Source organism: Bacillus sp. FSL W7-1346, from assembly GCF_038593335.1.
In the GTDB taxonomy this organism is placed as follows: domain Bacteria; phylum Bacillota; class Bacilli; order Bacillales; family Bacillaceae; genus Bacillus; species Bacillus altitudinis.
Genome location: NZ_CP151988.1, coordinates 2,711,801 through 2,724,956 on the forward strand (window position 1 = coordinate 2,711,801; position 13,156 = coordinate 2,724,956).

Consider the following 13,156-nt stretch of genomic DNA (forward strand, 5'->3'; position numbering starts at 1 on the left):
TTCTCATTCATGCTTTTGCAGTCCTATCGCTTGATCATGTCCTTGCATTAAAGGGACCGAATTTGGAATGAAATCTTTTTGAACTTCAAAACCAATGAAAACGAGAACGAAAAAAAATGTACATGCTAACGCAACAGCCAGCACCATCCACTTTAAATTGATTGGTTTTTTTTCTTTTTTCATGGTTAAACACCTTTCTTCACGTTTAAGTGTCTATATTGTATTAGTTGATATAGTACACTTAATACAATATAGACACTTGATTGAAAAGTCAAGGGACTCTAGAAAAAAATAGGCAGACGAACCAGATAAAATTTACGAAACTACTCAAAAGCATTCGTGAAGTCAGGTTTGCTTCTGGTTTAGGGTGTTCAACACGTTCATCACTTTCATAATCGCCTGAAAAAGTGGATGGAGCGTTTTAAGGAGTTGCAACAAAATATTTGGAAAACTACCTATGCTACTTCCGATGGCTTGATAAGGAAAAGAATGTAGCATTTGAAAAACGAGTAGAGCAAATGCTTGTTTTAGCGTGTCAAAGTGCATAATAAAAGACCCCTAATATTGAGGTCTCTACAATGTTTTAATTAGATACTATTCCTTTGTTTTTGGACTTGCTTTTGAACAGGATTAGCACCCACCATACTAATAAAAATATATAGCCTATAACTGTAAAGATAGACCAAACTGCCCCCTGTCGCAATTGACTAAATAAGTGTTCAAATTCATTCATTCCTTCTACTCTACCAATGCTATTTATCAGGCTAATCATCGGAATTGTAACAGTAAATACAATGGTTAGAATGGACAATCCCCTTTGTTTATTTTTCACAACACTGAATATTGCGGTTCCTAATGTTGCTAAGAAAAACAAGTAATATAATGCCCAAAACCAATCAGGAAGAGTCACCCACATTTCTTCTACCCCTTTGAAGATATTTGCAATTTCTCTATATAACATACTTTAACAGAATAAAAACCTATGACAAATTTATATCCAAAAACAACGAAAACAGCCAAAAAATAAAACAGACCCTTAAAAGAAGGATCTGTTCATCATTCGTTCTCGCATGAAATACCTAAAATCATTTGGTTTTGCAGACTTTGAATTTGTACACGCGTTCTGTCTAAACGTTCTCTTTGCTGATCATTGGCGACATCTTTTAACTTTTCTAATTCATTCACTGCATCCTCTAGCATGAGCTGCGCTTTTGAAAATTCTTCCTCGTTATAATGTTCTTGACGAGAGCTCAAATCAAACTGTTCGCTTGCAAACTCAAGAGTCTCAGTGCTTTTTTGGACAAATTCATCGATTGATTTTCTTGTTGCCATCTTGCCATTCCTCCATTTCATCATTGCTCTCGCCTATTTTGCCCACGTAAAGCTTTTTCACTAAAGAAAATGTTGGACAGATTCAATTGTCCTCTTTCGTGATTTTTGTTAAACTTTAAGGATGCCTATTATTATGCAAGGAGGTTACTGACTTGGATCAGCATAACCCTTTTTTATATTCAAACAGCGAAAAACGTTATCACACATGGAATTATCATTTGCGTGAGCACTTTGGTCATAAAGTATTTAAAGTCGCATTAGACGGTGGCTTTGATTGTCCAAACCGTGATGGTACTGTCGCACATGGAGGTTGCACATTTTGCAGCGCAGCAGGATCTGGTGATTTTGCAGGGAACCGTGCGGATGATCTCATCACTCAATTTAATGAAATCAAGGACCGGATGCATACAAAATGGAAAGACGGAAAATACATGGCGTATTTCCAAGCTTACACAAATACACATGCGCCGCTGCCTGTTTTAAAAGAAAAATACGAAACCGTTATGAACCTGGATGGAGTGGTTGGTTTATCGATTGCCACAAGACCTGATTGTCTGCCAGATGACGTCGTGGAATATTTAGCTGAGTTAAATGAGCGGACGTATCTATGGGTTGAACTTGGTCTACAAACTGTACATGAGCGGACAGCGATGCTCATCAACCGTGCTCATGATTATGAATGCTACGTAGAAGGTGTAGAAAAACTGCGAAAACATGGCATTCGAGTCTGTTCACATATCATCAACGGTCTTCCTCTTGAAAACCGAGATATGATGATGGAAACAGCAAAAGCTGTCGCTGATTTAGATGTGCAAGGAATTAAAATTCATCTACTTCACCTGTTAAAAGGAACACCGATGGTGAAGCAATATGAGAAAGGCAAACTAGAATTTCTCAGCCAAGAGGAATATGTCCAGCTTGTCTGTGATCAGCTGGAGATCCTGCCCCCAGAAATGATTATTCATCGTATTACAGGCGATGGTCCCATTGAATTAATGGTAGGTCCAATGTGGAGTGTGAATAAATGGGAAGTGCTCAATGCCATTAATGCTGAGCTTGAAAGACGTAACAGCTACCAAGGCAAACGCTTCGTCAGATTGGAAGAAGCGGCAAAATGATTTTAAAACGGATGCTCCCTTTTAGTAAAGAGCTGTTAGAGCGTGCTTGTCAAAAAGGAGATATTGTCATTGATGCAACGATGGGAAATGGCCATGATACACGCTATTTAGCTGACCTTGTCGGGAAGGATGGACAAGTTTTCGCATTCGATGTACAGAAGGAAGCCATCGAGCAAACAAGCAAAAGACTTGGTGAGCACTACCCTTACGTTCACCTGATCCATGACGGACATGAACAACTTGCTGAGCATCTGCCAGCCGAAGCTTATGGTCACATATCTGGTGCAGTGTTCAATCTTGGGTACTTACCAGGAGGCGATAAAACCGTCACGACTCAGGCTCATACGACCATTGAAGCGATCAAACAGCTCATGGATTGGCTTAAGCCTGGTGGTCTGATCGTTCTTGTGATTTACCACGGTCATCCCGAAGGAAAAAAAGAGAAGGACATCCTTCTTGATTATTGCAAAACACTCCATCACGAAGAAGTACAGGTGATCTCTTATCAATACATGAATATTCAAAACGATCCGCCCTTTGTGGTAGCCATCGAAAAAAAACTCAAATCCTCTTAATGGATTTGAGTTTTTTTATTTAATAAGCGTATTGGTCAATGATTTCTTCAAGCACTACTTCCAGCTCTTCTGCATCTGCAAGCTCTGATTGAGTAAAGCGGACACGTACAAGCTGTTCTCCGTCATTATACATTTCTTCCAGCCAGCCACGCAGCCCTCTTGCTCTGCGGTCAACTTCAAAAATGAGATCTAGCCCCTCTTCATCAATGAAGAAAATCACCTCTAACTCATCAAGCATTTGACGATAATAGTCGGAAGTCGGTATGAACTCAAACTCTTGAACAAAGGGAAGGCGGCGCCTGAAATAAGGTGCTTCTTCACAGTCTGCTTCATGAAGGTGAAAGCCTAAGTTTCCGACAGCCTCAAGCACACGATTCACCCAAGGGTGCGCGCTTACGAAAATGCGGTCATGATCAAATTTATCAATACCACCTTGAATATCAAGGTCTGTCACAACAGCCACCTCTACTTTACCTACAGTCATTGGTGTATCAAGAGGAAGGTGAAATGAGAATGTAAACTGCTGAGCTTCCGCAGGCTGAATCGTGAATGATTCAGTCACTCGGACAGAATGGATGGTTGTGTGTTTTCGTTGCTCTTCATCATCTTTTACAATGGTGTACCATGTTTTCAACTTTAAATCAATATAGCGAATATCTTGAGGCACTTTTCCGCCCTTCACATGGACTGTTCCCTTTACTTCTTCTCCCGGTTCATACGCATCTTTCTCCAAAATTGTATCCACTTTTGCTGCACCGATTCCTACACTTGCTGCAAACTTTTTAAAAAATGACATATTCGACCTTCCCCTTTTTTAAGTTTTTCAACAAATATACGTCATAAGGAGTAGATTCGATTCATTATATCAATACTTTTCTCCTATTTTTCGTACACTAAGAATAATATCGGCAGCAAATAAGAGGATTGTAATGAAAAAAGAGGATACAAGCGAAACAGTTCAAAACAAAAAGCTTGTAGAAAAACATTTTCTACAAGCTGATGAGCTTACTTTATCCTTTATGAAGATTTCATCCAAGGCATTTTCTGATAGGTGCGATAGGCTCTGCCATTGATATAGAAAAAGAACGATGTTTTCCCGCTTGATTTGATCAACCGCTTTGCCAGCTTGTTCATCTCTTTTTGGGCTGTCACTTTTTCATCAGACAAATAGACCGCAAGTAACCCTCTATTGATTAGTTTGTGAAAGTTCTCGTGTGGAATGCCTTTCAGCTGTTCATCCGCTTTTTCAATAAAATGCTGTAGTCTATCCATCATCTCATGATGAGAGTTGTAGTACGAGCAAAAATTCAAATCGCCTTCCAGCCTGTCCTCTTCTTGGTCGATTAAATAGTCCAGTAAGATGTGCAGACCTTGGATATAAGGGAAATAACTTTCGTAAATTTGCTTCGCCTGCTTCTCTGTAAAATCAGGCTGCAGTGCATAAGCCACAAGACAGAAAATGCCCAGCGTTGATCCTGCACATGCGGAAAACTCATACCACTCCATCTTCGGTAAATCCTTTTCATACTGGCGGAACCATGACTCTAATCGAGGTTCACGCTCATGAGGAACCACATGCTTATGTACTTGTAAATCACTATAATAATCACACAGCGTATGTAAATAGGGCTGAATGATCGGATAATGCGCTAGACGTGATAACACATTTTGGCATGTCCTAACAAGCGCATGCAGATATCCATGATCCTCTTGATCATCACGGAATTGATAGTACGGCTTAAGCTCCGCATGAATATCGAGTGCATCTCTCATCGCTTGATGCAGCATATGAAAATCCTTTGGATCAAGTGATGTACTGCGGTCACACAAGTTATCTAAGTAATCGCTAATCGTTTGGTACGCCACAATGAATTCAATACACGTTTCCTTCGCTTCACCTGCAAGAAGAGATAAAATTCCCCCGCCTTCACAGTGAAAGGTTTTACTGGATATGCTCGCTAGTGCCTGCGTTCTCAGTTCTTCATTTTCAATCATTTCTGCATGAGCCCGCCACTTTTTTAGCTCCTGATGAACTAGCGGAAAAATATCTTTATACACCTTCGTCATCAGTGCAAAAGGACGTTCTGGTACTGACAAATCAATCCACCCCCAACTTAAGCTCACAATCAAATATATTGATCAGTAAAGGCTCTTGCCGCCTTAAATACTTCTTCTCGCTCGGGCTCATTAAAAATTTCATGATAAAGCCCTTCCCATTCACGGTATGATTTATTGGTTGATTCAATGCCATTGAACCATTTCATCACTCTTGTTTTATCTACAATCTTGTCATCGCCTGCCTGCATGAGCAGGAGTGGAATCGACCGAAAAACATTCGTAGGCTGCATCGCCGCATCGATATTTTTCACCAGTTCTCGATACCAGCGAACCGACACCTTCGTCACATAAAGCGAATCATTCGAATCTGCCTCTATCACATCTTGATTCCGCGTGGCAAGTTCAATCGACAGCCCAGATTCGACTTTAAAAGACGGCGCCAGCACATTTAGCCCTTTTGACGCAAAATCCATCAGCTTCTTCGGTTTAAATTGCAGACCTAAACAAGGTGATGATAAAATAAGGCCATCAATCTTCGTATGGGTATACTGCTTGAACCATTCAATCGAAATCAGTCCCCCCATACTATGTCCAAGTAAAAATGTCGGAAGTCTGAACGACTTCGCATGTTCAATCCATTCATCGACTGTATCAATGTATTCTTGAAAAGAACGAATGTGGCCTCTCGCACGTGTCGATGTCCCTTGCCCAGGCAGGTCACCCATGACGACGTGATAGCCTGCATTTCGCCACATTTCGATCAGCCATTTATATCGGCCATGATATTCACTAGCACCATGTACAATGACAATTGTACCAACCGGTCTTTCAGCATGCCAAGTCCACAAAGTAAACACCTCACAAATGTTGTATTAAGAAAGGAAGTCGAAAAAGTGATTTATCCATATCATCAGTTTACACCTGAGATTCATGAATCGGTCTTTGTTGCAGAAAATGCCACCATTACAGGTGATGTCACAATTGGAGAATATTCAAGCGTTTGGTTCCAAACGGTCATTAGAGGCGATGTAGCTCCTGTGAGAATTGGAAAAAACGTCAACATTCAAGACTTATCCTGTCTGCATCAAAGTCCTGGAAAAACACTTCTGATTGAAGATGGTGCTACCATTGGACACCAAGTCACATTACATAGCTCTATCATTCGAAAAAATGCCCTCATTGGCATGGGATCCATCATTCTCGATGGTGCGGAAATTGGCGAAGGAGCCTTTATTGGTGCAGGTAGCCTTGTCCCGCAAGGAAAAGTTATCCCAAAAGGCTCACTCGCTTTTGGCCGTCCAGCCAAAGTCGTTCGCCAGTTAACAGATGAAGATATCCAAGACATGGATCGTATCCGCAGAGAATATGTAGAAAAAGGACAATACTATCGTTCCCTTTTATCGCGTTAACATCATACATGTATCTTCACTTTATCATGTTTTTTTCAGGATATTAAGCAATAACTGTGTACCGCTTGTTATTTTACCCTTTTCCACCACTTTCTATCATGACAAAAAAGGTTTTCAGCACAAAGCTGAAAACCTTTTTCATTAGCTAAAAATAACTTCTTTCGGCTGGTGATTCAACTGCTCTGGATCAATGCTGCGCTCTACATAGATGCTATGCCAGATCATAAAGATCAGGACAGTCCAAATCTTACGGCTATGATCGGCTTTTCCAGCACAATGATCATTTAATAAATCAAGAACATATGCCTTGTTAATGTATTCATCTGTTTGACTGTTTTTAATGATATCTTTCGCCCAAGCGTTCATCTCATTTTTCAGCCAATGACGAATTGGCACAGGGAAACCTAGTTTTTTACGGTTTAACACATGGTCCGGCACAATGCCTTCTGCTGCTTTACGCAATAAATATTTCGTTGTGCCGTCTTTCGTTTTCAGCTCTTCTGGAATTTTAGAAGCTGCTTCAAATACGACCTTATCAAGGAATGGAACACGAAGCTCAAGAGAATTCGCCATTGTCATCTTATCTGCTTTCAGCAGGATATCCCCGCGCATCCACGTATGAATATCAACATATTGCATTTTGTTAATATCACTGTAGCCTGCACTTTCCTCGAAGTATGTTTTCGTCACGTCACGATACGTGATGTTCGGATCATACTGCTTTAAGAGGTTTTTCTTCACTGGCTCTTCAAAGATTTTTGCATTGCCGATATAACGTTCCTCTAATGGCGTACAGCCGCGAACGATAAAGCTTTTCCCTTTCATTCCTTCTGGCATTAAACGAGCCAGACGAAGAAGAAGCTTTTTCAGCATGGATGGTACAGATTCAAAAGGCTTTAGAGATAGCGGCTCACGATAAATATTATATCCACCGAACAGCTCGTCTGCTCCCTCACCTGAAAGAACAACTGTGACTTGTTTTTTCGCTTCTTTTGCTACGAAATACAATGGAATCGCCGCTGGATCAGCCAAAGGATCATCTAAATGCCAGACGATCTTCGGAAGCTCATTCATATATTCCTCAGGAGAAATCACAGCACTAAAGTTTTGCAATCCCAGCTTATCAGCTGTTTCTTTTGCTACATCCACTTCACTGAATCCATCCTGCTGGAAACCAACAGAGAATGTCTTCAGTTCAGGGTGAAATTCCTTTGCGACCGACACGATGAAAGAAGAATCGATCCCGCCTGATAGGAATGAACCAACAGGCACATCACTTCTCATGTGGACTTTTACAGAATCATAGATAGCATCACGTACTTCTTCTACTAATTTCTGCTCTTGTGTTTGTTCAGGTTTGAATTGAACTTTCCAGTAAGTCTTAAATGCAATGTCTTGGCCTGGACGCAGTGTAAACTGATGACCTGGCTCAACTTTGTGCACTTTTTGATCAAGTGTATTTGGCTCAGGAACGAACTGAAAAGACATGTACTGCTGCAAAGCAGTCTCATCAAATAAAATGTTCTCATTCACAGCCATTAAGCTTTTGCGTTCAGAAGCAAAGTACACTTGGTCATCTATTTGTGTAAAATAGAGCGGTTTAATGCCGAAAGGATCTCTTGCGCCATATAATAACTGCGCTTCTTTATCCCAAATTAAAAAGGCAAACATGCCGCGAAGCTTCGATGCCGCTTCTTCTTTATAGTGGCGATATGTGGCAAGAAGGACTTCCGTATCAGAATCTGTGCTGAACGTATAGCCTTTTTTCACAAGCTCTTCTTTCAGCTCCACATAGTTATAAATTTCTCCGTTGAAAATAATCCAATATTTTTCATCTTCATAAGAAAGCGGCTGCTTTCCGTGTTCAACATCTATAATACTTAAACGTCTAAATCCAAATCCTACATGCTCATCATGAAAGTACCCCTCATCATCCGGACCTCGATGAACGATGAGACGATTCATTTGCTTAATTAACTCTTCCTGCTCAGTAGTTTCGGACAATGGACGGTGATTAAATACACCAACAAACCCACACATATTATTGCCTCCACGTTATGTTATTTCTTAAAAGTAGACCTATAATTAGACAGTATTTTGTCCAATTTTGTTTCACATTTTTACGCTTTTTGTAGAATTTTTTTTAATCAAAAGGAAAACCGCTTAAAATAAGCGGTTTTGTATGTTGTTATTCTCCTAATGCTTCCTTGCGAAGCGTGTCGGCTTTATCCGTTTTTTCCCATGGAAGATCCAAGTCATGACGGCCAAAATGTCCGTATGCAGCGGTTTGTTTATAGATCGGACGACGTAAGTCAAGCATTTTAATAATGCCAGCTGGACGAAGATCAAAGTTTGCACGTACCACTTCAATTAATTTCTCTTCAGAGGCTTTTCCTGTTCCAAATGTATCAATTGAAATGGAGACAGGCTGTGCAACACCAATTGCATAAGCAAGCTGCACTTCACATGAATCTGCAAGACCAGCTGCTACGATGTTTTTCGCTACATAGCGAGCCGCATATGCTGCAGAACGGTCAACCTTCGTTGCATCCTTACCAGAGAAAGCACCGCCACCGTGACGAGCATACCCGCCATAAGTGTCAACGATGATTTTACGTCCAGTTAAACCAGCATCCCCTTGAGGTCCACCGATAACAAAGCGGCCTGTTGGGTTGATGAAGTATTTTGTTTCTTCATCGATCAGTTCACTTGGAACGACAGGGCGGATGACATGCTCTTTTAAGTCGCTTTGAATTTGTTCAAGCGTCACTTCTGGTGCATGCTGTGTAGAAATAACCACCGTATCAATACGAACTGGTTTGTTTTGTTCATCATATTCAACTGTTACTTGAGTTTTTCCGTCTGGACGAAGGTATGCAAGTGTTTCATTCTTGCGTACTTCTGTTAAACGGCGAGATAATTTATGTGCAAGAGAAATCGGCAGTGGCATAAGCTCTTCAGTTTCGTTATTTGCAAAACCAAACATCAGACCTTGGTCACCTGCACCGATCGCATCAATTTCTTCTTCAGTCATTGTTCCTTCACGTGCTTCAAGCGCTTTGTCTACACCTTGCGCAATATCAGCAGACTGTTCATCAATTGATGTAAGAACCGCACATGTTTCCGCATCAAAACCATATTTCGCACGTGTGTAGCCAATTTCCTTAATCGTGTCACGCACCGTCTTTGGAATATCGACATAAGTAGACGTTGTAATCTCACCGCTTACTAATACGAGACCGGTTGTTACAGAAGTTTCACAGGCAACACGTGCATTTGGATCTTTCTTTAAAATTTCATCCAAGATGCTGTCTGAAATTTGATCACAGATTTTATCTGGATGTCCTTCGGTCACTGATTCTGAAGTAAATAAACGACGATTTTGACTCATAATGGCTATTTCCTCCTGTACAAGACCACATCATCCCAAGATGAGGCCTCCAATATGATACGGAACTCGTTCCCTCTTATATTTCAACATGTTTATATTAGAGATGTTATTGGCAATTTGTTCATATGATATCCCAAAAATAAAAAAACCATTTCCTTCATTGCGAGGAAAGGGTCTGAGATCGCATGCCTTTCACTCTTATCGCTCAAGGTGTTCTTGTACCTTGCATCAGGTTAGCACCTTGGTTTCTCAGCATGTTCATGCCTTTTTCATAAGAAACCGGTTGCTGGGCTTCATCGGGCCTGTCCCTCCACCAACTCGGGATAAGAGTATCCGTTCAATAAGATATCTTATCTTAAACCCTTGCGTCATGTCAATGGTTCATAGGAATTATCTCCCCTTTTTTTCACCTCATTATTAGCATCACCAAAAAGCATATTTTCATAGCAGAAATGAAAAAACACACACAAAAATGTTTAAATAGTATAGACTATTATTATCAATGTGTTATACTAATCAAAACAAACAAATTCAACGGTAAAGGAAGGGTTTTTTTATGAACTCAGTGGATTTAAAAGAAGATTTGCAGTCATTGCTCTCATTAGAAAATACGCACCAAAATTTATCTGTTCCGAAACTTGTTGAAAAGATTTTGGCACGTAATGAAGGCGTTTTAACTTCAACTGGTGCTGTCCGCGCCACAACGGGTGCCTACACTGGACGTTCGCCTAAAGATAAATTCATCGTAAAAGAAGAAAACTCTGAACATAAAATTGATTGGGGTCAAGTCAATCAGCCGATCTCGAAAGAGGCATTTGATCGTTTATATACAAAGGTTGTGTCATACTTAAAAGAACGTGATGAACTATTTGTCTTTGATGGTTTTGCCGGTGCTGACGAAAAATACCGTATGCCCATTACAGTTGTAAATGAATTCGCTTGGCACAATCTTTTTGCAAAGCAGCTATTCATCAGACCTGATGGATCAACACCATCATCAAACGAAAAACCTTTTACCATCTTATCTGCACCTCACTTTAAAGCAGATCCTGAAACAGATGGCACAAACTCTGAAACGTTTATTATCGTTTCTTTTGAAAAACGGACGATTCTGATCGGTGGAACAGAATATGCAGGAGAGATGAAAAAATCCATTTTCTCTGTTATGAACTACCTGCTTCCTGAACAAGATATTTTATCTATGCACTGCTCTGCTAACGTCGGTCAAGAAGGCGATGTTGCTTTATTTTTCGGCCTTTCAGGTACTGGAAAAACGACGCTTTCTGCAAGTGCAAGCCGCAAGCTGATTGGAGACGATGAGCACGGCTGGTCTAACACAGGTGTTTTCAATATTGAAGGCGGATGCTATGCAAAATGCGTGAACTTAAGTGAAGAAAAAGAACCCCAAATTTACAAAGCCATCAGCTTCGGATCAGTGCTTGAAAATGTAGTACTTGATGAAGAAACACGTGAAGCAGATTATGATGACACATTCTTTACTGAAAATACACGTGCGGCTTACCCAATCGAAATGATTGATAACATCGTGAAACCAAGTATTGCAGGTCACCCATCTGCCATCGTCTTTTTAACAGCTGATGCATTCGGCGTTTTACCTCCAATCAGCCGTTTAACGAAAGAACAGGCGATGTACCACTTCTTGAGCGGTTACACAAGTAAATTAGCGGGAACTGAGCGTGGCGTGACGTCACCAGAAACAACGTTCTCTACTTGCTTTGGTTCACCATTCTTGCCACTTCCTGCTCATGTCTATGCTGAAATGCTTGGTAAAAAAATCGATGAGCACGGCGCAAAAGTATTCCTTGTGAATACAGGCTGGACTGGCGGCGGCTACGGTACGGGCAAACGAATGAATCTTGCTCATACAAGAGCAATGGTGCAGGCAGCGATCGAAGGAGATCTTGACAACGCTGAAATGATCACTGACGACATCTTCGGATTACACATCCCGCTTCATATTCCAGGAGTGCCAGATGAAGTGCTTCAGCCTGCTAAAACATGGGACGATCAAGAGGCTTACAAAGAAAAAGCACACTTCCTTGCAAATGAATTTAAAAAGAACTTCAAAAAATTCAGCCATGCAGCAAGTGATATTGAAGCAAAAGGCGGACCACTCGTCTAATCAAAAGGAAAAAGCTGAGGGAATGAATCCCTCAGCTTTTTTAGTTCGTTGAATGCAATGACACAAGACGATACGTCACCTTCGTGATATTGTCTGTGAGCTCCAGCTTTTCAACATGTGCTGTTCCTGTTTTTTCTCCGTCTTTCGTTTTACGCACCTCAAGCGGAATATTTAATGGATAAATGCGGTACCCTTCCTTCATGAGCTCAAACACATTTTCTTCAATTCTTGTCTCTTTTCCTTTTGTGACAATCATTGTATTAAATTCAACAGGCATTCCCATAATGAAAATCCCCCTACTTTCTATATTTCTTTCTACCGTTTATTTTACCACATTTCCGCCTTTTCGGCTGTGCATCCATGTCGTCAGCCGTCTGACAATCTCCCGGTTATGCTGTGGTGGGAAATAATGATGATATCCGTGAAAATACCATGTTTCCACAGACTTACCATGCTGACGCAGTGCATCTTCTAATAAATACGCATGCTCAATGGATACATTCTCATCCAGCTCCCCATGAATGATTAGGACAGGTGCTTCAATTTGGTGCACATGATTCAAAGGCGTTCTAGCCTCATATGCTTCTGGTACCTTATGCGGAGGACCTCCTATCACACGCTTCATCATTCTTCTCATATCCACACGTTCTTCATAGGTGAGCTTCATATCACTTACGCCTCCCCATGTCACAAAGGAAGCGGCCTCATGCTTCATTTCAACAGCGGTCCATATGCCCATAATTCCGCCGCGGGAAAAACCAAAGATATGAATGCGCTCCCGCTTCACCTTTTGATGATGTTTCAACAGCTGAAATGCAGCAAATGCATCTTTCCGGTCTTCTCCGGCAAAATCCTCGTTCCCTTCGCCTCCTTGATTCCCTCGGTAGAAGGGCGCAAAGACGACAAACCCTTGCGCAGCAAATTGCACAATTCGGCCAGGTCTAACCATTCCCACATTTTTAATGCCGCCGCGTAAATATAAAAAACCGTCATAGAGACCTTCTCCGGCCGGTTCAGCGAGCAGCCCCTTCATTCGAAGTCCATCGGCCTCATATGTCACTGTATATAAGTGAATATGCGGATGTGGCGACGGAAACCTTCTCTTTTCCACAATCACTTGAATTCTCTCC

The 13,156-nt window shown here is 41.1% G+C and carries 14 protein-coding genes, 1 pseudogene and 1 riboswitch; of the genes and pseudogenes, 5 read left to right on the plus strand and 10 right to left on the minus strand.

Annotated features, from left to right (window positions below; all coding sequences use genetic code 11):
* Positions 1 to 3: 3 nt before the first annotated feature.
* Positions 4 to 183, minus strand: coding sequence for a hypothetical protein (locus NST09_RS13945; protein WP_008342991.1), 180 nt, complete (start codon positions 181 to 183; stop codon positions 4 to 6).
* Between the two features lie 186 nt (positions 184 to 369).
* Between NST09_RS13945 and NST09_RS13950 the strand changes: the two are divergent.
* Positions 370 to 548: pseudogene (locus tag NST09_RS13950) on the plus strand (IS1595 family transposase); the annotation flags it as partial.
* Between the two features lie 35 nt (positions 549 to 583).
* Here NST09_RS13950 and NST09_RS13955 read toward each other — a convergent pair.
* Both NST09_RS13955 and NST09_RS13960 read right to left on the minus strand, forming a co-directional pair.
* Positions 584 to 916, minus strand: a complete 333-nt coding sequence (locus NST09_RS13955) for a hypothetical protein (RefSeq protein ID WP_144684188.1) — start codon at positions 914 to 916, stop codon at positions 584 to 586.
* 140 nt (positions 917 to 1,056) lie between these two features.
* Positions 1,057 to 1,332 carry a YtzC family protein gene (locus tag NST09_RS13960; RefSeq protein ID WP_342493063.1) on the minus strand — a complete coding sequence of 92 codons (276 nt, stop codon included), beginning with the start codon at positions 1,330 to 1,332 and terminating at the stop codon, positions 1,057 to 1,059.
* A gap of 152 nt (positions 1,333 to 1,484) precedes the next feature.
* Here NST09_RS13960 and NST09_RS13965 point away from each other — a divergent pair, with 152 nt between their 5' ends.
* Together NST09_RS13965 and NST09_RS13970 are read left to right on the plus strand one after the other, a co-directional pair.
* A complete protein-coding gene (locus NST09_RS13965) occupies positions 1,485 to 2,450 on the plus strand; it encodes a TIGR01212 family radical SAM protein (RefSeq protein ID WP_017358356.1) in 966 nt (321 codons plus the stop codon).
* Positions 2,447 to 3,025 carry a class I SAM-dependent methyltransferase gene (locus NST09_RS13970; protein ID WP_035391055.1) on the plus strand — a complete coding sequence of 193 codons (579 nt, stop codon included), beginning with the start codon at positions 2,447 to 2,449 and terminating at the stop codon, positions 3,023 to 3,025. The genes NST09_RS13965 and NST09_RS13970 overlap by 4 nt, the downstream gene beginning before the upstream one ends.
* Positions 3,026 to 3,044: 19 nt before the next feature.
* Here NST09_RS13970 and NST09_RS13975 read toward each other — a convergent pair whose 3' ends face one another.
* The 3 genes from NST09_RS13975 to NST09_RS13985 all read right to left on the minus strand — a co-directional run bounded on the left by NST09_RS13975 (position 3,045) and on the right by NST09_RS13985 (position 5,931).
* A complete protein-coding gene (locus NST09_RS13975) occupies positions 3,045 to 3,821 on the minus strand; it encodes a sporulation protein (RefSeq protein ID WP_035391053.1) in 777 nt (258 codons plus the stop codon).
* Positions 3,822 to 4,042: 221 nt separating this feature from the next.
* Positions 4,043 to 5,122, minus strand: coding sequence for a tetraprenyl-beta-curcumene synthase family protein (locus NST09_RS13980; RefSeq protein ID WP_019743684.1), 1,080 nt, complete (start codon positions 5,120 to 5,122; stop codon positions 4,043 to 4,045).
* 29 nt (positions 5,123 to 5,151) lie between these two features.
* On the minus strand, positions 5,152 to 5,931 hold the full coding sequence (locus tag NST09_RS13985; RefSeq protein WP_007501904.1) for an alpha/beta hydrolase: 780 nt from the start codon (positions 5,929 to 5,931) through the stop codon (positions 5,152 to 5,154).
* A 45-nt stretch (positions 5,932 to 5,976) separates the two neighbouring features.
* Here NST09_RS13985 and NST09_RS13990 point away from each other — a divergent pair, with 45 nt between their 5' ends.
* Entirely contained in the window at positions 5,977 to 6,492 is a 516-nt protein-coding gene (locus NST09_RS13990) for a gamma carbonic anhydrase family protein (protein ID WP_008342977.1), read from the plus strand.
* Positions 6,493 to 6,633: 141 nt separating this feature from the next.
* Here the strand turns inward: NST09_RS13990 and asnB are convergent, their stop codons facing one another.
* Entirely contained in the window at positions 6,634 to 8,532 is a 1,899-nt protein-coding gene (asnB, locus tag NST09_RS13995) for an asparagine synthase (glutamine-hydrolyzing) (RefSeq protein ID WP_017358361.1), read from the minus strand.
* A gap of 148 nt (positions 8,533 to 8,680) precedes the next feature.
* Positions 8,681 to 9,883 carry a methionine adenosyltransferase gene (metK, locus tag NST09_RS14000; protein WP_008342973.1) on the minus strand — a complete coding sequence of 401 codons (1,203 nt, stop codon included), beginning with the start codon at positions 9,881 to 9,883 and terminating at the stop codon, positions 8,681 to 8,683.
* A gap of 195 nt (positions 9,884 to 10,078) precedes the next feature.
* Positions 10,079 to 10,213, minus strand: a riboswitch (SAM riboswitch).
* Between the two features lie 226 nt (positions 10,214 to 10,439).
* On the opposite strand from metK, the gene pckA reads away from it, so the two are divergent.
* Complete coding sequence (pckA, locus tag NST09_RS14005; RefSeq protein WP_019743681.1) at positions 10,440 to 12,026, plus strand: phosphoenolpyruvate carboxykinase (ATP); 1,587 nt, start codon at positions 10,440 to 10,442, stop codon at positions 12,024 to 12,026.
* 40 nt (positions 12,027 to 12,066) lie between these two features.
* On the opposite strand, the gene NST09_RS14010 is transcribed toward pckA, so the two are convergent.
* Positions 12,067 to 12,309 carry a DUF2584 domain-containing protein gene (locus NST09_RS14010; RefSeq protein WP_017358362.1) on the minus strand — a complete coding sequence of 81 codons (243 nt, stop codon included), beginning with the start codon at positions 12,307 to 12,309 and terminating at the stop codon, positions 12,067 to 12,069.
* 39 nt (positions 12,310 to 12,348) lie between these two features.
* A complete protein-coding gene (locus NST09_RS14015; RefSeq protein WP_144624987.1) occupies positions 12,349 to 13,143 on the minus strand; it encodes a prolyl oligopeptidase family serine peptidase in 795 nt (264 codons plus the stop codon).
* Positions 13,144 to 13,156: the final 13 nt, after the last annotated feature.